Origin of the sequence: Alteromonas sp. LOR (genome assembly GCF_000753865.1) — a bacterium.
GTDB lineage: Bacteria > Pseudomonadota > Gammaproteobacteria > Enterobacterales > Alteromonadaceae > Alteromonas.
Map to the genome: position 1 here is coordinate 390658 of NZ_JQFW01000015.1, position 25446 is coordinate 416103.

Sequence of the window (25446 nt, forward strand, 5' to 3'; positions counted from 1 at the left end):
AAATTAATGCAGTACCTCAACGAATTCCTTACCATCGCTTTAGTACATTTAGTTGCTGTGGCAAGCCCCGGCCCAGACTTTGCCATTGTGGTGAGAAATAGTGTCGCTTATGGACGTCGTATTGCGATATTCACCAGCGTAGGCATCGGTGCTGCTATTTTATTGCATGTAGCCTATTCGCTAGTAGGGCTTAGTGTGGTTATTGCCACTACGCCTTGGCTATTTACCACGTTTAGCTATTTGGCAGCGGCCTATTTACTTTACCTTGCGTTTGGGGCGCTAAGAAGCAGTCCATCTACGGATGCTTTGCCAGATGAGCAAAAAGTTGCAACCGCTATGATATCGCCGAAAAAAGCACTTTGGATGGGTTTTCTGACTAACGGACTCAATCCTAAAGCTACCTTATTCTTTCTGTCGTTGTTCACTGCCATCATCAGTATCGACACGCCTTTCAGCGTACGGTTGGGGTATGGTATTTACCTTGCGATAGCCACCGGGCTGTGGTTTTGCTTTTTATCCTATATGCTCAGCACCTCAAAAGTGGCAGAGTTCATTGGCAAGAAAGGCTATTGGTTAGACCGCGCAATGGGCGTTTTATTGGTGGGGTTAGCAGTGAAGCTGGTCGCGGGTTAACGCGACCTGCTTTGGTAAGATTAAGCAGATAGAGCGTGCTTACTCTTCAGAATCTGGAGAAAGGGTTGCCAGCATGTCAGCAATTTCTTCTTTTAACTCTTTGTCCTCAATTTTATTAGCACTCACTTTCGCTGATTCAAGGCTTTTTATGGCTGCGTACTTTTGGCCGCATTCTACCTGTAATTGAGCCATTGAAAACGCAATGGAAGAGAGGTGGTCTTTGGAATTTATCTTTTCTGCTTTTTTAAGTGCCTTGGCATAAATAACGAGCGCATCAACCAGTTCTTCTGTGAAATCGGCCAGGGTTTCCCACTGTTCGGGATGATCTTTTGGAGTATCTTCGTGTTCAATACACAGCGCATTCAGCTCTTTGTATAATGCGTCGAAGGTTTCTCTGTCGTCTTTATTGGCAGCTTCCATAAGCTGCTCGCTAAGTTGATATACAGCTTTATATATTTTGGTATTGATCATAAAAACACATGTCCATCTCTGGTATTAAACGCGATAGCGCTATCGGCAAAGCAAGCAGCAATAAAGTACTGGTGCCATGCAAGTAATAGTCTTCAATAAGTAAGCTTCAAACAGTAATCACAAGGTAATCATCAAGCGTTCACGCTATGGCAAAAACCTCGCGACAAACATCTTTCGAAGTGCCTCTTAGGGCGTGTTGATCTTTGTTGTACAAGTTTTGGGCTAAATGGAAGCATTTTAATCGCGAAACAGTCCTGTAGGCCTAGTGGGCTAAGTCAAAGGGCCCAAATAAAAAAGCGGCGACAAAGAGTAAAATGCTTCCATAACGCCCCCTTCGGGCAGCGCCTGTGAGCTATTTATCCTGCGTAAAACGGTTTCGATTTAGCCCGCTAGACCTTCAACCATTCGGCTTGTCTAAATAGCTCACAGACCGCTGCAAAAATGTACAGCAAAGATCAACACGCCCTAGTATTCAGGCATAATACCTTAATTATATGAAACGTGTTTCGCGTTCACCCAAGTATTTCTTCAATGTGCTTACTCTTTTGACTGACGTTAATGTCGAACGCAACGCAATACAAACAACAGACAATAGGCACAGATGACTGAGCATGGGCAGTGTAAAAAAAGATAGGCGAAACAAAGACAGAAAAATAAAGATAGAAAAGCAAACCTTGAATTTTGCCATGTTAATAACTATTAACGCACAAAGGCAACTGTTGTTGAGTTACAGACAAGCATTCAACTGCGTGAATTGTTATACTCGCGCGGTTATTACGTTTTAAAATAGGAACGAAGTGAAAGACGTTAATTCTGACCGCCTAAACACAACATTGGCAAAGCAATATCAATTCGATCTGAAATCGCTCTTGAAAAAAGCTTCTGTATTAACAAAAGCTAACTTTTCGCCTCTGCTTCAAAGCAGCGTTGTCCTGTTTCTCGCCTTTGTAGTGATGGGAGTGATTGCTCAACGGTTTATCACTATCAACGATGACGGTAGTTATATTTTTGAGCATCAATCAATTTTTGAAATTGTGGCTATATGTATTGTTTCTCCGTTAATAACCGGCCTTTACATGGCTGGCGTTAAACATGCTAGAGGAGAAAGCACCACAGTCTTTTCGGTTTTTGCCTATTTCCCTTTACTGTTTTTAGTTGCGTTAACACAGCTGGTTAACAGCATCTTAGTGCAATTAGGCTTAGTGCTACTCATCATTCCTGGCATCTACTTTTATCTCGCCTCGTCGTTTGCTCTTATGCTGGTGGCAGATAGAAAATTAACGCCTATCAGCGCAATTATCCTCTCTTGTCGCGTTTTTAATGCATATTGGAGTCAAATGCTGAGCGTATACGGCGTTTTCTTTCTATTATTTGCTACTGTGCCGCTTACCTTTGGTTTATCGCTAATTTGGGTATTACCCTTTTATTTCAGCGCGATGGGATTGCTGTACGATGAATTAATAGGAGAACAAGGCGCCAGTGTCACTGCATCAGGAAATGACGTAAAAGAGTCTAATTTTAATGCATAAGCGAGAAACGTTTAAAATTGTCCTCATCACCATTGGTGTATTGGCTGTTATTGTTATTAACGCCATTATCTTCAATGAGGAAACCCAGGACATTCTCGACGTTCCAGAAACTATCAAGGCGAAAAAGCCCGTACCAGATTTTTCTGTCTACACACAGGTAGAGGAAAAGAAGGCTGCTTTTTTTAACTATTTGAGGCCAGAGGTAGAAAAACAAAACGCGTACTTGCTTACACTTCGTCATTATGTGCAAACCCTTTATCGAAAAGCGCTAGCTGAAGAGCCTTTTAGTGAAGACGACATTACCCGTCTGGCGTGGTTAGAAAAAGAGTACCGAGTGAAGTCTTCAGATCCGCTGAACACTAAACTGCTTAATTTATTGCAAAAAATTGATGTGTTGCCTGCTGAGCTCGTCTTGGTACAGGCTGCTAATGAGTCAGCGTGGGGTACAAGTAGATTCGCCCGCGACGGCTATAACTTTTTCGGATTGTGGTGTTTTAGCAAAGGATGCGGCTTTGTTCCAAGCCGAAGAAATGATGATGCTTCTCATGAGGTGGCAAAGTTCGACAACCTATCACGGGCTACATACACCTATATGCGAAACCTAAACCGGCACGATGCGTATAAGGATTTACGAGAAATTCGTAGCCGATTAAGAGCCAATCAAATTGCTATTAACGGTGTAGCGTTAGCCGAAGGCTTAATGAAATATTCTGAGCGTGGCGCTGCCTACGTGGAAGAACTACAAAATATGATCAAATACAACGAGGAGTTTTTGGGCGAATGATACGAGTTGCTATGGTGTTGCTGTGTGGATTTTTCACCGGTCAGTCAATTGCAGAAACAATTGATGTTGAATACAGTCGGTTTTACAGCCACGTAAAAAAGTTGGATAACGAAGATACCCAAGCTTTGCAATTCGCATTCGGATTTCTACGTGTAGGTGAAGGGCGTTTATGCGGGATTACCAGCGCTGAAATTGTCACTGATAAACAAACAATGAGCCTAGATGTAAGCAATGAAGGACGCTTTACGGTGCCTACCGAAAAAGCGCTTAAACTTGCAAATGCAATAATACGGATATCGTTGGTTGAGCGCGCCAATGTGTGCGACATGTCGGTACAGCTTGAGACTAAACCAGAGTATTTAAAAGCTCGCTATACCAAAGATGAGTTAACGTTTGTGTATGGCCAGTACGAAGCGTTCTTTAATGAAATGGGGAGCTTCCTGTCTTTTCTCATGCCAACGGTTAAAGGCTTGATGATACATTTTGAGGACAGAGATTTAGATTATATTACGCCTGAGGGCGTGACCATCACCAATGGTGTATTGCATATTGAGCAAGAGTGGATAAGCGAAGCAAAAGGGTTATCGTTACCTCAAGCTCCGCTTCGTATTACCGCAATGGCATCAAGTTAATAGCTGATAGCGTATTTGCTCTGCCAGACGGGTGATAGTTTCTTCGCCCTTTGCGCAGAGCTCTTCTGCTCGGTGAAATTCCATAATACCAACGTCAGTGAGTTGCGGCTCAATTAAGATATCTGGCGGATCGCCAGCAAGTCGAGAACGGGTTACTCTAGCTTGCAATATCTCTAACGAACTACTCATTACGCTCATTATTCCCGGCGGGTTCTTCTTATTGACCTTTGCAGGAACTTCCATGACTTCTTCTTCAACCTTTTCGATAACTTCAGCCCCTAATGAGTCGTTATTGCTCTTGGTTTTTTTATCAAGACCGTCTTCGGAATCACTGTCTTCTGACTTACTGTCTGAAGAGAACCACTGTTTCAGTGCGTTTTGGCTTTTGGTAAAGAAGTCTTCGGTTTTTCTTTGATTGTCTTCGTGATCTTTACGCAACTTTTCAAGTCTAAGGGGTCTAAAGTCTGCATTCAGATTAACCGCAATGACAAAATCTGCGCCTAGCTGTCGACAGAGGTTCACAGGCACAGGGTTGACCACTGCACCGTCTACCAACCACCTGTCATTGTACGCTACCGGTGAGAAAAGCGCTGGAATGGCACAAGACGCTTGAATTGAAGTGCCCACCGGGCCTGAATCAAAAACAACTTCGCGCCCGGTATACAAATCTGTGGCCACTGCGGCAAATGGCTTATTCATTGCCTCAAAGCTATCAGCGCAAAAGTCACTGGCGAGTTTATCAAACACTTTTTGTCCGCTGGCTAGGCCGCCTCTGCGCAGCCCAACGCCCATGAGGGCTAACACCTGCCAATCACTAAGGGAGCAGGCCCACTCTTTAAGACCTTCAAGCTTACCACTTGAATACGCGGCGCCTACGTACGCACCAATAGAACAACCTGCCACAACATCAATCTTAATACCTAGTTTTTCTAGTGCTTGTATAATACCAATGTGGGTCCAGCCTCTCGCTGCACCCGCTCCTAAAGCGAGTCCAATTTTCATCTATTGAGGTTCCATAATGTTGATGATGTCGATAGTGTCTGCTGCCTCGGCTGACTGGTCACTTTCTGGCTTTTCAAAAGTGGGCTCGTCAAAGCCAATGTCGCCATCTTTCACCGGGCCATCATGTGTAGTTATTGATTGAAAGTCGTATAAGTTACTATCAACTAAATGGGATGGCGCCACATTCTGAAGGGCACTAAACATAGACTCAATTCGTCCAGGAAAGCGCTTATTCCAATCTTGAAGCATGCCCTTAATATGCTGACGCTGTAAATTATCTTGTGAACCACACAAATTACACGGGATAATAGGAAAGCCAGACAGTGTAGAGTATTGTTGTATGTCGCTTTCGGTGCAATACGCCAAGGGGCGTATAACGATATGCTCGCCGTTATCACTGACTAGCTTAGGCGGCATAGATTTGAGTTTTCCACCGTGAAACATATTGAGGAAAAACGTTTCAAGCATGTCATCTCGGTGATGACCTAACGCTATTTTGGTCGCCCCAAGTTCTTTTGCTGTGCGATACAAAATAGCTCTGCGCAGCCTAGAACATAAAGAACACGTGGTTTTGCCCTCAGGAATCTTATCTTTCACGATAGAGTAAGTGTCTTCTTCTACTATCTGATAGGCTACGCCTAAGCTGGATAAATATTCAGGAAGAATATGCTCTGGAAAGCCAGGTTGTTTTTGGTCTAGGTTCACTGCCACAATATCAAAGTGAATAGGGGCGGCGCGCTTCAAAAACATAAGAATGTCGAGCATGGTGTAACTGTCTTTACCGCCTGACAGACATACCATCACTTTGTCATTCTCTTCAATCATGCCAAAGTCGGCTATGGCTTTACCCACATTGCGACGAAGACGCTTTTGCAATTTATTGAAATTGTGTTTTTGCTTACTTTGCGCTGCAGCAGAGGACGACGATTCAGCGCCGTTTGTGCCTAAACTCATAATTAACTAACTTGGTTTGTGTGAAAGCCGCCATTATACAATAAAGCGGCTTTTGTTAACTATGCTTGTGTACGTTAAATATCTTCGCTTTCAGTTTCATTACACCCCTGTTACACACTGTCGTTATTTTTTTGCGTTTTCTCAGCGTAAATAGCGGGCACCTTTAGGCATTTGTCAGCACTACACGGTATAGGGCGACACAAAACCGTTAGGCTTTACGGCTAACACGTCGCAATTTAGCGCATCAATAACATGTTCTGCGGTATTGCCAATCAGCGCCGCCGATATGCCAACCCGCCCAACGGTGCCTATGATCACTAGCTCAGCATCTATCTCTTTTGCAACTTGCGGGATAACACGTTCAGGTAGCCCTTCTTTTACAATACATTTGTTAGGGGCAATGTCGTGTTTTGCTGCATGGGCATTCATTTCATCAAGATGATGATTTTTAACCGCGCTGTGGTACTTCTCCGAATCAAACTCGGGAACCTCTATGGCTATGTTGAGCGGAGTAGCGGGGTAGCTATTGACCAGATTAACATGGCCTTTTAGCAGCCGAGCATATTCATTGGCAATGTCGGTTATCTTGTCATTCAGGGCTTCGTGCTCTTCATCTTCGCTGCCCACGTTTACCGCCGCAATAATTTCACCATTTTCAGGCCAGTCATGGTCTTTTACTAACAACACTGGGCGAGGGCACTTTCTCATGAGATGCCAGTCGGTTGGCGTGAATATAACAGAAGCTAGGTCGTCGTGATTTTTTGTTGCTTTGACGACTAAGTCGATTTGGTTGTTAAGCGCATAGAAAATGATGGATTCGTACGCTTTATTGTTCCACTCAACCACTATGTCGATATTGGAAAAACCTTGCTCTTTGAGCTGCTGTGACAGTCGCTTAGATTGGTCTTTAGTGACAGCATCGCGCATAGTATCGCGCTCGTCAGGGCTTAGCATGGTGGTCATATCGTAAGATAGGTCGTACACAACCATTAGCGCAGTAACCGTTGCGCCTGTTTTTTGGGCAACCTCGAGAGCGCGGCTTAACGCAGGTTGGTTGTCACGCTCAGCATCGACTACCGCTAAAATGTGATTACACTCAATCATAACTTCTCCTTCCTATGAAGCTCTTCATTAAGTGTAATAGACAATAGGGAAAACGTGGCTTGTTTTAGATCAAAATTTTAACAAATTTGTCAAAGCCTTCTACCACGTTAACGTGCGCTAACCATTGCAAACAATGCTCGGCCCTTTAAGGGCGGTGACTTTGCCGTCGATAGCATCAAAATCGAGTATGGTGATCAGTTTGCCATCCACTTTAATTAACCCTTCTTTTTGAAAACGACTCAGTAACCGACTGATAGTCTCAATAGTCAGGCCTAAGTAATTCCCAATTTCGTTGCGGGTCATGGTTAGGTGAAACTCTCGGTGAGAGAAACCACGCTCTTCAAAACGCTGAGACAAGTGAGATATAAAATAAAGCAGGCGTTCTTCAGCAGTGCGTTTATTGAGCATCATGATCATATCGTGATCTTGCTTTATTTCAGCGCTCATAAAACTCATGATTTGATGGCGAAGCTTGGGAAACTGAACAGACATTTCATCAAGGGTGTCGTAGGGAAGCTCACATACCATGGCCGTTTCTAGCGCCTGGGTGTAGCTTTGATGTCTACTTTCGCGAAGCGCATCGAAACCCACAATATCACCAGGGAAATGAAAACCGGTTATTTGTTCTTCACCATCTGAATTAGTCACAAATGATTTGAACGATCCGGTTCTTACTGCAAATAATGACGTAAACGTGTCGCCGTTATTAATTAATGTGTCACCTTTGTGCAGCGGCTTTTTGCGTTCGATGATGTCATCGAGAGATTCAATCTCGGTCTTATTCAACGCCACTGGTAAACACAAGTGACTGAAGCTGCAGTTTTGGCAGTGGATAGAGAATCCGCTTCCTTTGCTCATAATTTCTATTCTCTGTAAGTTCACACCCCTAAATGGTACAACATCATTTAGGATAATGCGCTATAAATAAGATAAGCTGCATATAAGGCCATGGCAATGGCGATGCATTGTCGAACAGCACTATGCTTAAACCCCTGAATAATATACTGGCTACCGGTGCTTACAGCAAGCAAGGTTGGCAGTGTACCCAGCCCAAAACACAACATGATACCAGCGCCTTGAACCGCTGAGCCCGCCGCGAGAGACCAGGTTAAGGTGGAGTAAACTAGGCCACACGGCAACCAACCCCAAATAAACCCATAGGGTATGGCACTAAAAGGGGTTTTAAAGGGGAGAAAGCGTTTTGAAACCGGCTGGATATAGCGAAATAAATGTTTGCCCACACTCTCAAGCGCCGTAAGCCCTGTCCACCATTTTCCTAAATAGCATGCCAATAAAAATACCATAACAGCACTTAAAATGGACAACGCATAACTGGCCACGGGCACAAAGTCGGAGGCCATTTTGCCTAAGGCGCCGGTGATTGCACCTGCAAGGGTGTAACTAATAATACGACCAATGTTGTATGCAAGAGTGAAGGGAAGTGCAGGTTTATCTTTTGGCGTTACCATTCTAAGCGCCGATACAATGCCACCGCACATTCCAACGCAGTGCACGCCGCCGGCTAAGCCAATCAAAAATGCAGAAAAGTAATTAATCTGATCCATACTTATCTTGTTCTTGTTGAAGCTTTTTGCGTTGTTCGGCCAGCTTCTTCTCTTCTGGCGGTAAGTCGTCATCAAACAAAATGCTGTAACCTTGTCGGTCTAAGTCTTCAAATTGATTTGATTTAACAGCCCAAAAAAAGATAACGATCGCAAGAGCAACAATGATAATCGCAATGGGAATTAAGACATAAATAATGCTCATGTTATTTGCTCAATAATCGTGTTGAATTTGTAACCACAATGATACTGCTTAACGACATACCTACAACAGCCATCCAAGGGGAAAGTAAACCCGAAACGGCAAAAGGTAGAATGATAATGTTATACAGCACAGACCAACCAATGTTTTGGCGAATTTTTTTCCGGGTTTGGTGCGCTGTATCGATAAGCGCCGGTACAGACAATAACTGATCGCCCAACAAGATGACATCTGCAGCGGTTTTAGCCACATCAGTGGCGTTACCTACTGCCACTGCAACGTCGGCACTGGCCAATACTGGCGCGTCGTTAATGCCATCGCCCATCATCATCACCTTTTTGCCTTGTGACTGAAGCGTTTGAACCTCCGCGTATTTCTGTTCAGGAGTAAGGCCACCCAAGGCCACGGATACTGGCAGTGAGGCAGTAAGGTCGTCTACGTTTTGCTGCGTGTCTCCACTAAGCACTACCAACAGGTTTGTTAAAGCCAAAGCCTCTAGGGTCGATTTGGTATCATCACGCAGCGTATCGCTTACTTCAAATGCTGCAACCAGTTTCCCTTTTGTCGCTAAATATACATTGGCGGCAATGGGAATACTTTCGTTACTTGATGAGTTAACACCGCAAAAGATAGCTGAACCCATTTCAAAGGCAACGCCGTTGACTTCGCCACTTATTCCGCCACCGGGTGTCACGGTAAATTGAGAGACCTTATGCTTAATGTCATCAGAAAATGCGTGTGCGATAGGGTGCTCAGAGCGTGATTCTAGTGCCGAGGCAATTTCCCAGGCCCGCTGACTGTCTACACCCTGCGCATACCAGCTATGTCGAAGGCTAAATTTACCTTGGGTAAGCGTACCTGTTTTGTCTAAGGCGACTGTATCAATTGTGGTAATTTGCTCGAGAGCGTCGGCTCGCTTTAGCAAAATGCCTTGTTTGTTCAATTTGGCCATTGCACAAGTTAAAGCTGAAGGCGTTGCTAAACCTAATGCACACGGGCAGGTAGCAACAAGCACAGAAATGGTGATCCAAAACGCATCTACATTGCCGGTATAGGTCCAATAGGCATAAGTGAGCAATGCAATGAGTAACACCGATACCACAAAGTAGCGAGAGAACTCATCAGCAAGCTGTGCCGCCTTTGGCTTGCTGGCCATGGCGCTTGCCTGCAAACGCATTATTTGATTAACCAGCGCATTCTTAAGGGTATTTGTTACGACAACGGTTAATGAACCGTCTTTGCATATCGTGCCGCCATACACTGTGCTTTTCTCATGTTTCATCACGGGGTTAAATTCCCCGGTCAGCATGGACTCATCCACCGACGCATTGCCATCAGTAACATAGCCATCGATAGGAATAGTTTCCCCAGGCTTTATTAGCACCACATCATCTTTAGACAGTTGCTTGGCTAAGCATTCGATCACGCTTCCGTCGGCTTCTAATTTGGATGCAGAAACGGGTATGTACTGCATCATATTTGCTGAAATCTGCGCCGCACGATGCCTGCTTCTATGTTCTAAAAACCGGCTTAACAGCAGCAAAAAGATAAACATACAAATAGATTCGAAGTACACCTCTCCCTGTTCTAGCAGGGTTGAACGAATACCTGCTATATAGGTGCCAAAAATAGCGATGGTAACGGGCACGTCCATATTGACAGTTTTGGCGCTTATTGCTTTTAATGCGCCCAAGTAAAATGTGCTTCCGGAATACAAGACCACTGGCGTGGTAAGTGTAAGCGCCACCCAATAAAAGTATTGGCGGGTTTCTAATTCGATAGCGCCAAACCAATCAAAATATAGGCCTGTCATCAGCATCATAACCTGCATGGTCATAATACCGGCTAACCCAAGCTTTTTAATAAAGACTTTTTCTTCGCGCTTGTAACTGGCCTCGTGCTCATCAGGGTGAAAAGGGGAGCCGGAATAGCCGATGCGCTTTAACGTGGATAGAATTTGGCTTAATTTAATGACTGAGGCAGACCAAGTTACTAAGGCACGGCGTTCCTGTACGTTTACCGCGACTTGCTTAATACCGTCTACTTTGGATAGCTGCTTTTCAATTAACCAACCGCAAGCAGCACAGGTGATACCCTCAAGAGTTAACTGTATTTGTTTATGCTTGCCTTCGTCGTAAACGAATTCATCTTGAAGCGTTGGATCATCAAACACTTTTAACCTGTCTAAGGTGTCGAGAATGCTATCGTCAGACTTTTGCGCAGGTTCGGTTCTAAACTGATAATAGTCTTCTAGGCCATTGCTTACAATGGCCTCAGCAACCGCTAAGCAGCCAGGGCAGCACACTTGTCTGGTTTGGCCTAAAATGACGGTTTCAAAACGTTTGTCGTCATCATTGGGTAAACCACAGTGATAACAGGTAGCTTCGCTCATTACGGGTTAAACTTTATAACATTAGTAGTAGGCAATATGAGTGTATTTTGGATTTTCCATGCTTCGTCCACGGGTGTCAGCGAAACCTGCCATTTACCGTCTAAATTCGCTTCTATAAATCCACGATAAATACCGTTGGCGTCACGGCTAAGTAGGGTGCTTACATCTTTATCTTCTAAGGTCACGTGGTAAAAGTTCAGCTTAAGCGCATTGCCCTCTGCTGGAATACCTGAGTGAAATTCTAATGCAATGCTGCCATCTTTAATGGTGAGATCGGAGGTCATGTTAAGTTTGCGTGCAACGGCCTCTTTGTCTAGTCGTGCGTTGATTGCTTTACCTTCCTTGTAGTAATCGTCTACCACCAAACTATCTTCTGTTGAAATGGCAAGCTTAAGCAGCACGCCACCCATGATTGCGGTGATCACTGGCACGGCAATAAGAAACCACGGCCAAAATTGTTTATACCAAGGTGTATTCATTAATCGTTGATCTCATCGTTGTTTCGCTAACTGCATATTCATGTTCACTCTTCGCTAGCTTAAGGCTTCGAGACTTTCAAAAACCGCGCAAAAATAATCATGAATATACATTTAGTGTTTACATTTGATAGCGACTGGTTAAGTAAAACCAATGGCTAAGTGATGGTATTTTCTCATAAAAAAAGCCCCGCAGTAACGGGGCCTTTTGCGATATTTAGCTTTTCAATGATTAATCATTTGAAAGGCTATATACGTAAGCTGCAACAACGTGAATCTTATCTTTACCCAACGTCTTTTCAAAAGCAGGCATTACACCGTTTCTGCCGTAGGTAAGGGTTTCTGTCACCGCTCGGTGGCTGCCGCCATAAAGCCAAATGTTGTCAGTAAGGTTCGGAGCGCCAAGCATTTGATTGCCCTTACCGTCCATACCGTGACATGCAGCACAAGCCGCGAAGCGGGTTTTACCTGCTTTCGCTAACTGTGGGTCTACATCGCGACCGCTAAGACTAAGTACGTAGTTAACCACTTCGTTAATACCGTCTTCGCCCATTGCGTCAAGCCATGCAGGCATTGCTGCGCGACGACCGTTGATTAGCGTTTCCACAATTTTATCGCCCGAACCGCCGTACAACCAATCGTCATCCGTTAGGTTAGGGAAGCCGCCGTTCTGACCACGCGCATCAGAACCGTGGCACTGTGAACAGTTTTGTAAGAACAAGCGTTGTCCAACTTTGTTGGCTTCCGCGTCATTCGCTAACTCTTCAACAGGCACTTGTGCATAAGCTTCAAAGATTGGGTCAAACTTGTCTGCCGCATAATCTAGCTCGCGGTCATACTCAACCAGTTTACCTTGCTCTTTCGCATCTATACGCGCTTGCATAGACTCTTCTAGAGACTGAACGTTCTGGTTAGAACTTTTCCATCCTAGAAGACCTTCGTATGCACCTAAGCCCGGGTATAGTGCAAGATATATAAAGCCCCAAACGATGGTCATGTAGAACATAATTGTCCACCAACGAGGAAGCTGGTTGTTCAGCTCCTCAATCCCATCGAATTCGTGCCCCATTGACTCTCCTTCTGGTACACCTGTCTGGTTAGAAAGGCACCAGCGCAGAAGGAAGTAGCAACCAATGATTAACCCTAGGGTTATCACTGAAATCCAAATTGTCCAAAACATACTCATGAGTTCAAGACTCCTGCTAATCTTCTTTTGATTTTTCTTTTTCTTCGTCTGCAAACGGAAGGTTTGCGGCTTCATCAAACTTTTGTTTGTTGCGACTACTGAAAGCCCACCAAACTATGCCAATAAAGCTAACAAAGACGATGATAGTAAAAATGCTGCCTATAATTCCTTGATCCATATTATTTCAAATGTGTGCCAAGAGATTGTAGATAAGCAATAAGGGCCTGCATTTCTGATTTACCCTGTACTGCCGCTTTTGCACCCGCGATATCTTCATCTGTGTAAGGAACACCAAAGCCGCGGAATACTTCCATTTTCTCTGCCGTCAACTCGCCTTCTAGCGTGTTTTCTGCAAGCCAAGGGAAACCTGGCATATTAGATTCTGGAACAACATTGCGAGGATTAAGCAGGTGAACACGATGCCACTCGTCACTGTAACGACCGCCAACACGCGCTAGGTCAGGACCTGTACGTTTTGAGCCCCAAAGGAAAGGGTGCTCCCATACAGACTCACCAGCAACACTGTAGTGACCGTAACGCTCAGTTTCAGCACGAAACGGGCGAATCATTTGGCTGTGACACCCTACGCAACCTTCGCGTATATAGATGTCACGACCTTCAAGTTCAAGTGCAGTGTATGGACGTAGTCCTTTAACGGGTTCCATTGTTTGCTGTTGAAACATCAACGGCGTTATCTGAACCATGGCACCAAAGCTGATAGCAACCAGAATTAGTACGGTTAAAAGACCAACGTTCTTTTCAATTAACTCATGTGGATTTTTCATTATTCGACTCCTTTACTACGCCGGCTGTGTCGCTGGGTCTACAGCGATACTGCCTTTAGGGGCACGAACGGTTTTCCATGTGTTATAAGCCATGACAAGCATGCCTGTAACCACGAAACAACCACCAATGAAACGCACTACATAAAACGGCTTCGATGCTTCTAAAGACTCAACAAAACTGTACGTCAGTGTGCCGTCTGCATTAACTGCACGCCACATAAGACCTTGTAGTACGCCCGACATCCACATTGCTACGATGTAAAGTACAACGCCAATTGTGGCAAACCAGAAGTGAACATTAACAAGACGCGTGCTGTACATTGCCGGCTGGTTAAACAGTATTGGGATCAAGTGGTAAATAGAGCCAATTGACACCATAGCAACCCAACCTAGCGCACCCGAGTGAACGTGTCCGATTGTCCAGTCTGTGTAATGCGATAGTGCGTTTACTGTTTTGATTGCCATCATAGGGCCTTCAAAGGTAGACATACCATAGAAAGACAATGAAACAATAAGGAAGCGCAATACTGGGTCGGTGCGTAGCTTATGCCATGCGCCTGATAGGGTCATTATGCCGTTAATCATTCCGCCCCAAGAGGGCACGAATAATATAATCGACATCACCATACCCAATGACTGCGTCCAATCTGGAAGGGCAGTGTAATGAAGGTGGTGAGGACCAGCCCAAATGTAAAGTGAAATCAGCGCCCAAAAGTGAACGATTGATAATCTGTATGAGTAAACCGGGCGTCCAGCTTGTTTAGGCACGAAGTAATACATCATTCCTAAGAAACCGGCGGTAAGGAAGAAGCCTACAGCGTTGTGTCCGTACCACCACTGCATCATGGCGTCCACTGCACCCGCGTACAATGAGTATGATTTAGTGAAAGACACAGGAATTGCCATGCTGTTACCAATGTGCAAAACAGCAACGGTAAGCATGAATGCGCCTAGGAACCAGTTTGCTACATAAATGTGCGAAACCTTACGAATCACCAACGTACCGAAGAAGTTGATAATGTACGCAATCCAGACGAGGGCAATTAAAATATCGATTGGCCATTCTAGCTCAGCGTATTCTTTTGAACTGCTAAGCCCCATGGGTAACGTGATAACAGCAAGTACGATGACTGCTTGCCAGCCCCAGAAAGTAAATGCAGCGAGCTTGTCACTGAACAATCTTACCTGGCTGGTACGTTGAACGATATAGTACGACGTCGCAAACAATGCGCAGCCGCCAAAGGCAAAGATAACGGCGTTAGTGTGCAAAGGACGCAAACGCGAAAATGTTAGCCACGGCGTGTCAAAGTTGAGCATAGGTGCAAACAATTGCGCTGCAATGAATACCCCCAGTCCCATACCAATGATACCCCAGACTATGGTCATGATGGTAAATTGCCTAACTACTTTATAATTGTAATCAGGTTGTGCTTGGCTTGTCTCACTCATTTTAATGAATCTTCCACTTCAAATGAACTATGGTCTCCAACTGCCGAATAGTGCGGTTGAAACGCGTATCAGCTAATAATAACGCTTCACACCGAGCCCGGAAAGAGTAATAATTATTGTCTCCAAGCCAGTTGGTCCGCGGATAATAAGGTTTTTGATAACAAAAAGATACCACAAACTGGCCTTGCTTGATCTCTATCAATAAAGAAATACATAAAATTTAAGAAATGAAAAAAAGCGATAACAATAAAAGATCAAAGTTTTTACAAACTCAGTTGCCTCTCGTCGCTATTTTAGTCGTTGCTGTGTGTGTGTATGTCGCACATAGTTATCAATCATCAGTCTCTACCGACACTGATATTATAAGCGGATTAAAAAGTAGCTGCACGTTTTCCAACAAAACTTGCGAATTCTTAATAGATGATGAATTAGCTGTAGCACGGTTTTCTACACAGCCAATGCCAGAAGAATCAATCACGCTGTCACTTCGTATGCCGAACGATGAAATTATAGAGAGCGCATGGATTGAAGGGGTGAATATGTATATGGGAAAAGTGCCTGTACTGCTCGAACAATCGGTAAAGGGCGAATGGAGCGGTTGGTTTATGCTAGGCAGCTGCAGCGAGCCGGTAATGACATGGCAACTCCGATTGAACATAAAAAAACAGGCAGCACCAAGCTACCTGTATTTTACAACTGAGGCTTAACGACGCTGTTACATCATAGCCTGTAGATAATTTTGCAAACCAATGCGTTTAATAAGTCCAAGCTGTTGCTCTAACCAGCGTGCGTGGTCCATTTCAGTGTCGTCAAGCAACACAATTAGCATATCTCGGGTTACGTAATCGTTTTCTTGCTCACACAACGCGATAACTTCACGCAGTTTTGCATCAACTTCATATTCCACGCGAAGGTCGCTTTCAAGCATTTCAGGAACGTCAGTCCCCACTTTAAGACCTGTGCGAGTGACCATATCCGGAGTGCCTTCTAGAAACAGCATGCGTTCTATTAGCTTAGTTGCGTGGCCGCGCTCATCGTCAAACTCGTGGTCGATGCGCTCGTACAATTTGTTGAAGCCCCAGTCTAGATACATTTGTGAATGTATAAAGTACTGATCCATCGCGGCAAGCTCATAGCCCAGTAATTCGTTAAGACCGTTGATGATGTTTTGATTGCCTTTCATTAGTCGTCTCCCATTACTTGCGCTTGAAGATAATTTTCAATGCCCATGGCATCAATTTGATATTCTTGCGTTTCAATCCAGTCTAGGTGTTCTTCTTCGTATTCGAGAATGTCTTCGAGTAAATCTCTTGAAACGTAATCTTGTTTTTCCTCGCACAGCGCAATGGCTTCGCGTAGAAGGGGAAGCTGCTCTTTTTCAAAACGAGCATCACAATTGAGCATTTCAACTGTGTCTTCGCCAATATAAAGTTTTCCAAGCGCCTGAAGATTAGGTAAGCCTTCAAGGAATAAAATGCGCTCTATAATGTCATCTGCCTGCTTCATGTCTTTAATCGACTTTTTGTAGTTCTTGGTATTGAGAACTTCAAATCCCCAATTTTTAAACATACGAGCGTGCAGAAAGTATTGATTTATCGAGGTAAGTTCGCTTGTGAGAACCTCGTTCAATTTCGCTATAACTTGTCTATCGCCTTGCATTGCGAACGTCCTATCTGAAAATAATGTGTGGAGTCTAGTTGAAAGTGCGGGGTATGTCAAAAAATATTAGTAAAAACAATGATTTACTAATGAAAACAGTTCTCAATCAATCCTTCGTTCGCATTAGTAATACCTTACTGATGGGAGCGTACATAGGTTAAGCTCTCATCGGCGAAACCAAGCCCAGCTTCAGTAAAGAAATTAAAGACTTTGTCTATGCCGTTTTCAAGTAGGTAAGACACTTCATCTTCATAGCGCGCTATGGCAGCAACACGACCCTGGTAACCCGCGTTCTTGAGCTGAGTAGTAATATTTATCGCGTCTTGAATAGAGGGTAATGCCAGCAGTACCAGCTGCGTACTGTTTAAATCTAGATTTTCCCACAGGTCTACATCTTCGCCATCGCCGCAAATTACCTTATGGCCTTCGTTTGCCATTTTCTTAATTTTAATTCTATCTGCATCCATACCACATACATTGACATCAGACAGCTTCGACAGGGCGTTAAATGCGCCTCGGCCTACGCGACCCATACCAATCACTAAAAATTCTGCCTGTGACAAAGTAGGGTAAACATCTTCTTTTAATCGTTCTTCTTTTTCAAACCGCTTAATTTTGTCTTTAAAGCGGTTATATTGAGAATGAGAACCTTTATATAAAATACTTGTGAAGACAAATGAGATAGATACCGCGAGGGCAATAATGACAAGCCATGATTCTGCCAAAAGACCCATGGAAACCGCGACGGCACCAACAATAAGGCCAAATTCACTGTAGTTTCCCAAAACTAGACTGCTTAGGTAAGCGGTTCTTCCACGCAGGCGCAACGAGGTGAAAAGCCCAAAAAACAATATGGCTTTGAAAGGTAGAAAAAGACAGAATACTAAGGCCATCCCAACCATACTCAGGGTAGGTAATGCAGTAAGACCAATCGTTAAGAAGAAACCAATTAAAAACAGATCTTTAAAGCTTAAAAGTGATTTTGATAGCTCAGTGGCTTTTTCATGTTGAGCCAACATGATGCCAAAAATGAGCGCACCCAAATCACCCTTTATGTTCACTAGTTCAAATAATTGATAACCGCCAAGTGCTAATATAAAACCGGTAAGAGGGAGAAGTTCACCGTGTCCAGATTTGCTTATTATCTTATTAATAAGAGGCATGGCAGGGAATAATGCGAGTAGCCCAAGCGCATATACTGAGGGAAGTTTACCTGTAGCTGCCACGAGGAACACTACCGCAAAAACGTCTTGCATCACTAAAATGCCAATGGCTAAGCGTCCGTGGCGCGTTTTACTTTCACCACTTTCTTCAAGCACTTTTACAACGCAAACGGTACTGCTAAAACTGAGCGCAAAGGCAATGAGCACAGCACTTTGCCAAGAAACGGCGTCAGAGGCTTGAGCGACTAACGCCGCAGCACCGTAGATGACGCAGGTGATAACACCAATCCAGATTAGTGTGTGAGAAACACTGCCGGCCCATACTTCTCTTCGACTTAAATCTTTCAGATTAAGTTTAAGTCCAATAGTGAACAGCATAATGGTTATACCCAAATTCGCTATTTGGGTAAGATCATCAGTTAACGAATAACCAGCGAAGTTGAGAAGAAAACCTGCGATGAGGTAGCCAACAAGTGGCGGTACACCAATTAATTTAACCGTTAATCCACATACGAAAGCAAAGAGAAGAAACGCATACTCCATGGATACTTTAACCCTATTAGTTTTTAAAAATGACGGTGCCGTAAGGTCATCACGCCCTGGTCATAAATAAGTCTTTATGTATGGCAGACCTCAGTGATATAAACATTATCACGTAAAATAAAAAATTCGCATAACAATTACGGCACATCAACTCCACAACTGGTTATGCGTAACTTATTTAATTGATCTTAATCAATAAAATCACATAAAAACAATTAGATAATCAATATTACCTAGACTCAGATGGGAAGCCTAGCGTACAGGGCTTTCGTTTCAGCAATACCAATAAGCAAGCAACGCCAGTCAAAGAAGTAAAGGAAATACAATGCGAAAAACAATTTTATTCACACTAACTGCATTTGTTGCAATCAATGTTGGTTTGAGCGTCATCGAGCCTAGTTTGTGGTGGTTACTCATCGTCACAGTACCATTACTCATCATTGGTTTATATGACGCTTATCAACCGCAGCATGCCATACTGAGGAACTTTCCGTTGATTGGCCGAGCAAGATGGGGAATTGAAGGGTTACGGCCTTATATTCAACAGTATATTATCGAAACGGATACGGGAGGTGCCCCGATTTCTCGTATGTTTCGAAACATCGTGTATCAAAGAGCCAAAGATAGCAGAGAAACTGTACCTTTTGGAACACAGTTGGATACTTACGAAGAAGGCTATGAATGGATGGGCCATTCTCTAGCTGCCCGGGAAGTTGACGATGTGGAACAAAACCCACGTGTGAATATTGGCGGTCCCCATTGCAAACAGCCTTATAGAGCGAGTGTACTCAATATAAGTGCAATGAGTTTTGGCAGCCTATCGAAAAACGCTATTTTGGCATTGAATAAAGGTGCGGCTAAAGGCGGTTTCTATCATAACACGGGGGAAGGAGGCCTTACCCCTTATCATCTTGAAAACAAGGGCGATGTGGTGTGGCAAATCGGCACGGGCTACTTTGGTTGTAGAACCGAGGATGGCAAGTTTGAGGCTGAATCGTTTAAAGAAAAAGCAACGTTAGAAAACGTGAAAATGATTGAAATTAAGCTGAGTCAGGGAGCAAAGCCAGGTCACGGAGGAATTTTACCTGCTTACAAAAACACCCCTGAGATAGCGAAAATTAGAGGGGTAACAGCGGGTACCCAGGTCGACTCACCACCACGGCACAGTGCGTTTTCATCGCCGTTGGAAATGGTTGATTTTATTCAATATCTACGAGATTTAAGCGGTGGAAAGCCCGTTGGGATTAAGCTAGCCCTAGGCAGAAAAAGCGAATTTATTGCTATGTGTAAAGCCATGGTGAGCAAAGGAATAACCCCTGATTTTATTACAGTAGATGGGGGCGAGGGCGGCACAGGCGCAGCGCCGCTTGAATATACCAACTCTATTGGCTTTCCATTACGTGACGCGCTGGCCTTTGTGGATGATTGCTTAATGGGGTTTGGTTTACGTGAAAATATAAAGATTATTGCGTCAGGTAAAATAATCAGCGCATTTCAATTGGCTAAAAACCTTAGCTTAGGGGCAGATTTATGTAACAGCGCAAGGGGGATGATGTTGGCGTTAGGCTGTGTGCAATCTCTGTCGTGTAATACTAATAGATGTCCAACAGGTGTAGCGACACAAGATCCGCGGTTGGCGAGAGGTCTCAACGTTGAAGATAAATTTGAGCGTGTTTATCGCTTTCATCAAAAGACGGTTCATGCACTTATCGATTTACTGTCATCGACCGGCCACAAAAATACCAATGAGTTAAATAGAACCCACATATTTAAGCGTATCGACCAATGTAACGTTGCCCGTTATGACGAAATGTACCCTTTAATTAAAAAAGGCGCTTTCTTGACCGACGAAATACCAGAGCGCTACAAATTACACTATGAGGAAGCTAACGCAGATAGCTTTATGCCCTCTAGCTTGCTTGCGGAAATAGATAAAGAAACAAAGGCAGTGTCCTAGACATCTGCCTTTACCTTAAATCTAAAAAAGGCGTTGAATAGCACTTTCAAATCTAATTAACGTAACCCATTCAGTCGTTGTTTTCAGCCGCTTTTTCAGGGATCCTCAGTTGATATAAACGGTAGTCGGTGGTGCGATAGGGCATCACTTTGTACTTAGGCTGCAAATAGGACACTAGGTCTATAAGTTCACTCACGGTTAATTCATCATTGATAATACGCATAAACGATACACCGTCTTCACTGGTAAAACTTGCTGGGCGACGTGGTGTAAGTTTGTGAGAAGGGTTAATAATACTGGTCACTAATTCACCATAGGTTTTTATTCTACCACTGCTTCCGCCAAGGGGAATAGGGTGGCTTATTAAATAGCGGGCATCACTGTCTGCTTTTTCGCCTGCAACCGTGTGACAATCGTTGCATCCATATTTCTTAAATACCGTTTTACCTTGTTCGATGTCGCCCTCTGGTAAGCTGAATCCTCTAGGGGATTTTGCACCTTGATCGCATGCACTTAAGAAGAGGCACGCCAGTAGCATTATTGTAATACGCATAGTTTTCTCCTTAACCAACCCATGTGGTTCATTAACAAGTATTGTCTAAATATAACTGACACTATTTGATTTAGCTCAATCCAAAGCTAAAAAACATGCACTACTATTAACATTACGACAAAGTTAAAAGGACAACACTATGCAGAGCTACGATACCATTTTGGTACCCATTGATGTGTATTCTGATTACGAGCTGGTAGTCGAAAAAGCACTTGCGATAGCGAGTAGCAGTCAACAATTACATCTATTATATGTGGCTTACCCGCAGACTAATGTAGAGCCTTATGGATTTTTTCTAGAGAAAGACTTTTCACAAGAAGTACGTGAACACGCATTAAGAGTATTGAAAGATGTGGCAGATAAATACGAAATACCACAAACTAACATTAACGTAGAGATTGGTTCGCCTTCAGATGAGATACATCATTTGGCAGAGAAAATAAGCGCAGATTTAATCGTTGTCGGTACTCATGGACAAAGCGGTTTGAAACTACTTTTAGGCTCTACTGCGAATGCCGTATTACACGGTGTCAAAACCGATGTATTAGCAGTGAAAGTATAAAAGTCTCGCAGTAACCATCCAAATACACATATAAAAACAAGAGCAAAAACAGTGGAGCTTTCGAAAGCTCCACTGGCACTAGCACTTAACTATGCTATTAGAATTAGCTAATTAAATTCGCAACTTAAATCCTACGTCTAAAACTTTATAACGCTTTGATTGATAAATCGCAGCTGTCTGTCACAAGAGTGCGAATAGTACTTTCAAGATTTTTAAGGTGAGAGTAGTGAAGGGCAGTTTCCCCACCAAATTTAGTACTGTTAATAGTAAACACAACATCGGCATCACGTGATGAAACGCAAAGGCGAATGGAGTCATCACTTTCATTTACAGGCACATGCATGTAAAGCGGTTCGTTATGAGAATCTAAATAGCTAAGCGCTTCAGAATCACTTTTAAACGGCGTTTGTTTTTCAGGTTGCAGCTTCCAGCTTGACGAGGGAACCACAATTTCTGCCAATAATTTTCCATGTTTAGAATCAATTCTATTACTCATAGTATCTCCTTGTTTTTGAATCTATTCAGTATTACTTAATGGATACGCAATAATGGCAAAGTAAGTTCTAATTTACCCAGACAGGAATGTTCCAATGAAACAATTCAGTTACGCGTAACAGATTTGTGCGTATAAAGCATTGTTTTATCAATACTTTAATAATTAATTCATTAATGCTGAAAACACTAGCGCTTATGCTTTGAAGACAGTTTTGCCATGCCGCCACGTTTAACACTGGCTTGTTTGGTATAGTGGCCTGGCATCTCCGGTGACTGCCAGCCCCCAGCTAACTGCAATTCGGGTAAAGATGCGCCGTCTTCCGCTAACGAAACTGCTCCACCAACTCGTCCACTGTGTGGCGTGATATTTTCTTGAATACCTGCCCGGACTGCAATGCGCTGCCACAACCTATAAATACTAGAGTAATTCAACACGGCGTCTTGGTTTACGCTATGACTTTCTTGATAAGGATGAAGCGCCGTTTTGTGATTGTTAACTCGCCTAAACAATACACCTTTACTAATTGAACGAGGGTCATTCTGATCTCGAGGAAGTGATGTAGAAGGGTTATTATTTGCCTCGTTGATGTATTCGTTAATCATAGAAAGTGTACTCGATGAAACATATCTATATTGGCCATCGCCACTTTGGTCGCTCTTGGAAGATACAACGAGTACAGTGTTATTTCGATGAGAAATGTGTTCAATGCACACCCTGACTAATTCGTCTGCACGAAGAAGGGCATCGAACATAAGATTAATAATGGCTAGGTCTCGAAGTTCGAGCAAGGAATCCGGGATGATTTTATTATTGATCTGCTCAACCATTTCAATGGTGAGTGGTACCGCTTGTTTATGAGACATACGAAATTTTTTGTTCTCTATAAGCGACAACCGAATAAAATCTCTAAGGTAGACCGAACGAATAATCGGGTTAGGTAGCTTTGCCATACCTAAGAACTTACTCAATGCTGAAAGCCGTCGCTTGATGGTTCTGTAGGCGAGGGGAGTTTGGCATAGCAGCGCAACGTATTCTTTTATGCATTCTTCATTGTTGGTAAAGCTATTGTTCAAACCTTGAAAGTTATTCTGCTTACAGAAAATCGAAAATTCGTTGTAATCACTAATATAAGCTCGCTGTGTGTTGTAAGGCAGTTTAGAAAATATATCTGTGAAGTATTTCTGAAAACTTTGGTCCGCAGACGAATAGGCATGATTTTCTGAAGTTTCTGAAGTAACACCGTATGCATCATCTGAAACTTCTGCTGTATTTGCCAGCGGTACTGGGAACAATTGATGGGAACGATGCTTAATAGTCTTATTTGTCATAAAGCCAAAGCCTCAACGGATTTCTTATCAAATGTGGGTAGCCTTGTTCGAAAAGGGCTCTTACTCACTGAGTTTAAAAGTATTAAATGAATCAAGTTAACGAATCAAGTGACGTGTATGTTGACGATTTTTCTCTGAAACAGCTTATGGAGCAACTTAAGGGACACTTATGGGATATCTTTTGGGGAAGAAAAAGACAAGATTAACAATAAACCAATCAGCGTTCTTAATGTTAGGCGTCACAAAGCGGGAACATACTCATAAAATCCGCAGTCAACACAAAGTACTGAAGAGCTAAAATTATTTCTAACCATATGAAAATATGTACTTTTTTAAGTGTTCACGCATGATAACTGTAATTATCATGCGTGAACATTCAGCATGATAATATAGGTAATATAAGCCCGATTCAGATACCGTAAAACCCCCTACAAACCTTGTGCAAAATAACACATAACTGTGCATGTATACAGTTGTTGGTGGTATTTTAGGGTAAATTAGACTATAGCAACAGCTATGTGGCTCAAAAAACAGGCGCTCCTACGTAAAATCTGAGGCGTTTTCCAGACATCTACCTTGCAGAATTCGCGAAAATGAACCTTTTCCATATACCGTTACCTTTCAATAAACGAGAACTATGAGAAGCGAGATCTTCTTCATTGTATTAGGCAGAATCCTTCATCACTCATGAAGGTGAATCGCGGTGCTGCTCAAACTATAAAACAATTTTAATATGAATTAAAACCCGCGAATTCAAACATCAATTCAAATCTCAATTCAAAACCTAGTTTAAAACTGGCCCTGGCTGCTACGTGTAAAAAGCATAGAAAGCGTAAAGCACTTATGAACACTCCGTCGGTAGTTAACACACTTATGTTTTTACTTTGAAAAATTTGAAGTAGGAGATAGAAAGTAAAGTGGTTTAACCCAACCTAGTAAATCAAAACAGCTATTCTTGAGTTCTTCTTTAAGTAATGTCCAAACTCTTACGGTATTTAATCCCAGATGAGCAATATTGATAAAATTTGTCCTCCATATAGTCATCGCTAGTAAATTAAATATCGATAAATAATCTCAAAAACTCAAGCAGAAATAGGAAGCTAATAAGCCTATTAATCGCTAGATATTAAAAACTACGACAAATTATTTAACTACGCCGCTGAACTCATCTTTAGCTTTCTATGCATCGCTTTTAATCGCTAAACTATAAATCGAAAGAATTAAATTGGAAATGAATGATTAACTGAATATGCCTTTATAGTTGAAAAGTATTTAATTTAAAAAAATTGAAATGCTTATTTTTGATTTAGCCATAGAGTACTTGTACTGGATATCAGACCGCCATACTAATCTTTGATATATAGGCCGCTATTAACTCCGGTATGTAACAAAGAGCCTTTACTTGAAGTGTCATTGAATTAAATCAAAAGCACACACGTCTATTATTAATCGATACTTTGCTTTTCACTGAATGCGATTAAAAGAGCCAGTATAAGAGTGTTTTTTTTAATTAAAGAGCTCTAAAACCTCTCTGTATAAAATAAGAGCCAATAAAAGATGGATAGGTGATACACCTTCTAAATTGCCGACGCCTTTTTGGATACTTTAACAGTCTATTTAACATAATATACATTGTGCGTAATTATGTATTGTGATGCTTTAGGGGCGTATCCGTTGCTGCTTGGTTGGTTTGCTGTGCGTGAAGACTTACCGACTTTTACCGCATCTGCAGAGCTTTGCAGTCAGTTATATCTTCATGGGATTTTAGATGGCTCTTCACGAGTTTGTTTACGGTGTTTTTAACTGGCTTTTTGAAGGCTTTTTGCAGGCTTGTTTTGAAAAGCTTGAATTGGTCTATATTTGATAGTGACTACGTTACTAGCAGCTTTATGTATAGTTTTGCGCATTATTCAAATCGTCTTCTACGTGAAATCTGACGTACTACACCTCACATTCTTTTATTTAATTCACGTAGCGTCATTTTATAATCTTGGGGGCACCCCAAAGACGTTCGCATAGACTTT

At 42.8% G+C, this 25446-nt stretch carries 26 protein-coding genes; 7 read left to right on the top strand and 19 right to left on the bottom strand.

What is annotated here, in order from left to right:
- Positions 1-6 precede the first annotated feature (6 nt).
- Positions 7-633 (top strand): LysE family translocator, encoded by a 627-nt coding sequence (locus tag JV36_RS0107060; protein ID WP_032096255.1) that lies wholly within the window; start codon positions 7-9, stop codon positions 631-633.
- A 39-nt stretch (positions 634-672) separates the two neighbouring features.
- Here the strand turns inward: JV36_RS0107060 and JV36_RS0107065 are convergent, their stop codons facing one another.
- A complete protein-coding gene (locus JV36_RS0107065; protein WP_032096254.1) occupies positions 673-1104 on the bottom strand; it encodes a hypothetical protein in 432 nt (143 codons plus the stop codon).
- A 797-nt stretch (positions 1105-1901) separates the two neighbouring features.
- Between JV36_RS0107065 and JV36_RS0107070 the strand changes: the two genes are divergently transcribed.
- Genes JV36_RS0107070 through JV36_RS0107080 form a run of 3 tightly spaced genes read left to right on the top strand, consistent with a single transcriptional unit; the run spans position 1902 to position 4049 of the window.
- Positions 1902-2633 (top strand): stress protein, encoded by a 732-nt coding sequence (locus JV36_RS0107070; RefSeq protein ID WP_032096253.1) that lies wholly within the window; start codon positions 1902-1904, stop codon positions 2631-2633.
- Positions 2626-3417 (top strand): glucosaminidase domain-containing protein, encoded by a 792-nt coding sequence (locus JV36_RS0107075; protein WP_032096252.1) that lies wholly within the window; start codon positions 2626-2628, stop codon positions 3415-3417. Before JV36_RS0107070 ends, JV36_RS0107075 begins: the two co-directional genes overlap by 8 nt.
- Complete coding sequence (locus JV36_RS0107080) at positions 3414-4049, top strand: DUF2987 domain-containing protein (RefSeq protein ID WP_032096251.1); 636 nt, start codon at positions 3414-3416, stop codon at positions 4047-4049. Before JV36_RS0107075 ends, JV36_RS0107080 begins: the two co-directional genes overlap by 4 nt.
- Here the strand turns inward: JV36_RS0107080 and JV36_RS0107085 are convergent.
- From JV36_RS0107085 to ccoN, 12 genes are all read right to left on the bottom strand, one after another.
- On the bottom strand, positions 4041-5051 hold the full coding sequence (locus tag JV36_RS0107085; RefSeq protein WP_032096250.1) for a patatin-like phospholipase family protein: 1011 nt from the start codon (positions 5049-5051) through the stop codon (positions 4041-4043). The genes JV36_RS0107080 and JV36_RS0107085 overlap by 9 nt on opposite strands.
- The gene (gene ttcA / locus JV36_RS0107090) at positions 5052-6005 is read right to left on the bottom strand and encodes a tRNA 2-thiocytidine(32) synthetase TtcA (protein ID WP_032096249.1); all 954 of its coding nucleotides are present in this window, start codon (positions 6003-6005) and stop codon (positions 5052-5054) included.
- Between the two features lie 180 nt (positions 6006-6185).
- Positions 6186-7109 (bottom strand): universal stress protein UspE, encoded by a 924-nt coding sequence (gene uspE / locus JV36_RS0107095; protein WP_032096248.1) that lies wholly within the window; start codon positions 7107-7109, stop codon positions 6186-6188.
- Positions 7110-7226: 117 nt separating this feature from the next.
- Positions 7227-7967, bottom strand: coding sequence for a fumarate/nitrate reduction transcriptional regulator Fnr (gene fnr / locus JV36_RS0107100; protein ID WP_032096247.1), 741 nt, complete (start codon positions 7965-7967; stop codon positions 7227-7229).
- Positions 7968-8014: 47 nt separating this feature from the next.
- On the bottom strand, positions 8015-8674 hold the full coding sequence (locus tag JV36_RS0107105) for a sulfite exporter TauE/SafE family protein (RefSeq protein WP_032096246.1): 660 nt from the start codon (positions 8672-8674) through the stop codon (positions 8015-8017).
- Positions 8661-8876 carry a cbb3-type cytochrome oxidase assembly protein CcoS gene (gene ccoS, locus JV36_RS0107110; RefSeq protein ID WP_032096245.1) on the bottom strand — a complete coding sequence of 72 codons (216 nt, stop codon included), beginning with the start codon at positions 8874-8876 and terminating at the stop codon, positions 8661-8663. Before ccoS ends, JV36_RS0107105 begins: the two co-directional genes overlap by 14 nt.
- Position 8877: 1 nt before the next feature.
- Complete coding sequence (locus JV36_RS0107115; RefSeq protein WP_032096244.1) at positions 8878-11265, bottom strand: heavy metal translocating P-type ATPase; 2388 nt, start codon at positions 11263-11265, stop codon at positions 8878-8880.
- Positions 11265-11744 (bottom strand): FixH family protein, encoded by a 480-nt coding sequence (locus JV36_RS0107120; protein WP_032096243.1) that lies wholly within the window; start codon positions 11742-11744, stop codon positions 11265-11267. Before JV36_RS0107120 ends, JV36_RS0107115 begins: the two co-directional genes overlap by 1 nt.
- Before the next feature lie 229 nt (positions 11745-11973).
- On the bottom strand, positions 11974-12927 hold the full coding sequence (gene ccoP, locus JV36_RS0107125; RefSeq protein ID WP_032096242.1) for a cytochrome-c oxidase, cbb3-type subunit III: 954 nt from the start codon (positions 12925-12927) through the stop codon (positions 11974-11976).
- Between the two features lie 16 nt (positions 12928-12943).
- Positions 12944-13105 carry a cbb3-type cytochrome oxidase subunit 3 gene (locus JV36_RS0107130; protein ID WP_032096241.1) on the bottom strand — a complete coding sequence of 54 codons (162 nt, stop codon included), beginning with the start codon at positions 13103-13105 and terminating at the stop codon, positions 12944-12946.
- Position 13106: 1 nt separating this feature from the next.
- Entirely contained in the window at positions 13107-13712 is a 606-nt protein-coding gene (gene ccoO, locus JV36_RS0107135; protein ID WP_032096240.1) for a cytochrome-c oxidase, cbb3-type subunit II, read from the bottom strand.
- A 15-nt stretch (positions 13713-13727) separates the two neighbouring features.
- Positions 13728-15161: a cytochrome-c oxidase, cbb3-type subunit I gene (ccoN, locus tag JV36_RS0107140; RefSeq protein WP_032096239.1), complete on the bottom strand. Its 1434-nt coding sequence runs from the start codon at positions 15159-15161 to the stop codon at positions 13728-13730.
- A gap of 227 nt (positions 15162-15388) precedes the next feature.
- Here ccoN and JV36_RS0107145 point away from each other — a divergent pair, with 227 nt between their 5' ends.
- Positions 15389-15868, top strand: a complete 480-nt coding sequence (locus JV36_RS0107145) for a hypothetical protein (RefSeq protein WP_032096238.1) — start codon at positions 15389-15391, stop codon at positions 15866-15868.
- An 8-nt stretch (positions 15869-15876) separates the two neighbouring features.
- Here JV36_RS0107145 and bfr (JV36_RS0107150) read toward each other — a convergent pair whose 3' ends face one another.
- The 3 genes from bfr (JV36_RS0107150) to JV36_RS0107160 form a co-directional block, all read right to left on the bottom strand.
- Positions 15877-16344 carry a bacterioferritin gene (bfr, locus tag JV36_RS0107150; RefSeq protein WP_032096237.1) on the bottom strand — a complete coding sequence of 156 codons (468 nt, stop codon included), beginning with the start codon at positions 16342-16344 and terminating at the stop codon, positions 15877-15879.
- Positions 16344-16820 carry a bacterioferritin gene (gene bfr / locus JV36_RS0107155; RefSeq protein WP_032096236.1) on the bottom strand — a complete coding sequence of 159 codons (477 nt, stop codon included), beginning with the start codon at positions 16818-16820 and terminating at the stop codon, positions 16344-16346. Before bfr (JV36_RS0107155) ends, bfr (JV36_RS0107150) begins: the two co-directional genes overlap by 1 nt.
- A gap of 134 nt (positions 16821-16954) precedes the next feature.
- Entirely contained in the window at positions 16955-18526 is a 1572-nt protein-coding gene (locus JV36_RS0107160; protein WP_032096235.1) for a cation:proton antiporter family protein, read from the bottom strand.
- A 325-nt stretch (positions 18527-18851) separates the two neighbouring features.
- On the opposite strand from JV36_RS0107160, the gene JV36_RS0107165 reads away from it, so the two are divergent.
- A complete protein-coding gene (locus tag JV36_RS0107165; protein WP_032096234.1) occupies positions 18852-20483 on the top strand; it encodes an FMN-binding glutamate synthase family protein in 1632 nt (543 codons plus the stop codon).
- Between the two features lie 70 nt (positions 20484-20553).
- Here the strand turns inward: JV36_RS0107165 and JV36_RS0107170 are convergent, their stop codons facing one another.
- Positions 20554-21036: a c-type cytochrome gene (locus JV36_RS0107170; protein ID WP_032096233.1), complete on the bottom strand. Its 483-nt coding sequence runs from the start codon at positions 21034-21036 to the stop codon at positions 20554-20556.
- A gap of 139 nt (positions 21037-21175) precedes the next feature.
- Here JV36_RS0107170 and JV36_RS0107175 point away from each other — a divergent pair, with 139 nt between their 5' ends.
- Positions 21176-21598, top strand: a complete 423-nt coding sequence (locus JV36_RS0107175) for a universal stress protein (RefSeq protein ID WP_032096232.1) — start codon at positions 21176-21178, stop codon at positions 21596-21598.
- Between the two features lie 145 nt (positions 21599-21743).
- Here JV36_RS0107175 and JV36_RS0107180 read toward each other — a convergent pair whose 3' ends face one another.
- Together JV36_RS0107180 and JV36_RS0107185 are read right to left on the bottom strand one after the other, a co-directional pair.
- Positions 21744-22094: a hypothetical protein gene (locus JV36_RS0107180; RefSeq protein ID WP_032096231.1), complete on the bottom strand. Its 351-nt coding sequence runs from the start codon at positions 22092-22094 to the stop codon at positions 21744-21746.
- Between the two features lie 185 nt (positions 22095-22279).
- Positions 22280-23422 (bottom strand): tyrosine-type recombinase/integrase, encoded by a 1143-nt coding sequence (locus JV36_RS0107185; RefSeq protein WP_032096230.1) that lies wholly within the window; start codon positions 23420-23422, stop codon positions 22280-22282.
- Between the last annotated feature and the right edge of the window lie 2024 nt (positions 23423-25446).

Bases quoted from the DNA above. Each gene is read 5' to 3' on its own strand.
- JV36_RS0107060 (WP_032096255.1), top strand. From the start codon at position 7: ATGCAGTACCTCAACGAATTCCTTACCATCGCTTTAGTACATTTAGTT.
- JV36_RS0107065 (WP_032096254.1), bottom strand. From the start codon at position 1,104: ATGATCAATACCAAAATATATAAAGCTGTATATCAACTTAGCGAGCAG.
- JV36_RS0107075 (WP_032096252.1), top strand. From the start codon at position 2,626: ATGCATAAGCGAGAAACGTTTAAAATTGTCCTCATCACCATTGGTGTA.
- JV36_RS0107080 (WP_032096251.1), top strand. From the start codon at position 3,414: ATGATACGAGTTGCTATGGTGTTGCTGTGTGGATTTTTCACCGGTCAG.
- JV36_RS0107085 (WP_032096250.1), bottom strand. From the start codon at position 5,051: ATGAAAATTGGACTCGCTTTAGGAGCGGGTGCAGCGAGAGGCTGGACC.
- ttcA (WP_032096249.1), bottom strand. From the start codon at position 6,005: ATGAGTTTAGGCACAAACGGCGCTGAATCGTCGTCCTCTGCTGCAGCG.
- uspE (WP_032096248.1), bottom strand. From the start codon at position 7,109: ATGATTGAGTGTAATCACATTTTAGCGGTAGTCGATGCTGAGCGTGAC.
- fnr (WP_032096247.1), bottom strand. From the start codon at position 7,967: ATGAGCAAAGGAAGCGGATTCTCTATCCACTGCCAAAACTGCAGCTTC.
- JV36_RS0107105 (WP_032096246.1), bottom strand. From the start codon at position 8,674: ATGGATCAGATTAATTACTTTTCTGCATTTTTGATTGGCTTAGCCGGC.
- ccoS (WP_032096245.1), bottom strand. From the start codon at position 8,876: ATGAGCATTATTTATGTCTTAATTCCCATTGCGATTATCATTGTTGCT.
- JV36_RS0107115 (WP_032096244.1), bottom strand. From the start codon at position 11,265: ATGAGCGAAGCTACCTGTTATCACTGTGGTTTACCCAATGATGACGAC.
- JV36_RS0107120 (WP_032096243.1), bottom strand. From the start codon at position 11,744: ATGAATACACCTTGGTATAAACAATTTTGGCCGTGGTTTCTTATTGCC.
- ccoP (WP_032096242.1), bottom strand. From the start codon at position 12,927: ATGAGTATGTTTTGGACAATTTGGATTTCAGTGATAACCCTAGGGTTA.
- JV36_RS0107130 (WP_032096241.1), bottom strand. From the start codon at position 13,105: ATGGATCAAGGAATTATAGGCAGCATTTTTACTATCATCGTCTTTGTT.
- ccoO (WP_032096240.1), bottom strand. From the start codon at position 13,712: ATGAAAAATCCACATGAGTTAATTGAAAAGAACGTTGGTCTTTTAACC.
- ccoN (WP_032096239.1), bottom strand. From the start codon at position 15,161: ATGAGTGAGACAAGCCAAGCACAACCTGATTACAATTATAAAGTAGTT.
- JV36_RS0107145 (WP_032096238.1), top strand. From the start codon at position 15,389: ATGAAAAAAAGCGATAACAATAAAAGATCAAAGTTTTTACAAACTCAG.
- bfr (WP_032096237.1), bottom strand. From the start codon at position 16,344: ATGAAAGGCAATCAAAACATCATCAACGGTCTTAACGAATTACTGGGC.
- bfr (WP_032096236.1), bottom strand. From the start codon at position 16,820: ATGCAAGGCGATAGACAAGTTATAGCGAAATTGAACGAGGTTCTCACA.
- JV36_RS0107160 (WP_032096235.1), bottom strand. From the start codon at position 18,526: ATGGAGTATGCGTTTCTTCTCTTTGCTTTCGTATGTGGATTAACGGTT.
- JV36_RS0107165 (WP_032096234.1), top strand. From the start codon at position 18,852: ATGCGAAAAACAATTTTATTCACACTAACTGCATTTGTTGCAATCAAT.
- JV36_RS0107170 (WP_032096233.1), bottom strand. From the start codon at position 21,036: ATGCGTATTACAATAATGCTACTGGCGTGCCTCTTCTTAAGTGCATGC.
- JV36_RS0107175 (WP_032096232.1), top strand. From the start codon at position 21,176: ATGCAGAGCTACGATACCATTTTGGTACCCATTGATGTGTATTCTGAT.
- JV36_RS0107180 (WP_032096231.1), bottom strand. From the start codon at position 22,094: ATGAGTAATAGAATTGATTCTAAACATGGAAAATTATTGGCAGAAATT.
- JV36_RS0107185 (WP_032096230.1), bottom strand. From the start codon at position 23,422: ATGACAAATAAGACTATTAAGCATCGTTCCCATCAATTGTTCCCAGTA.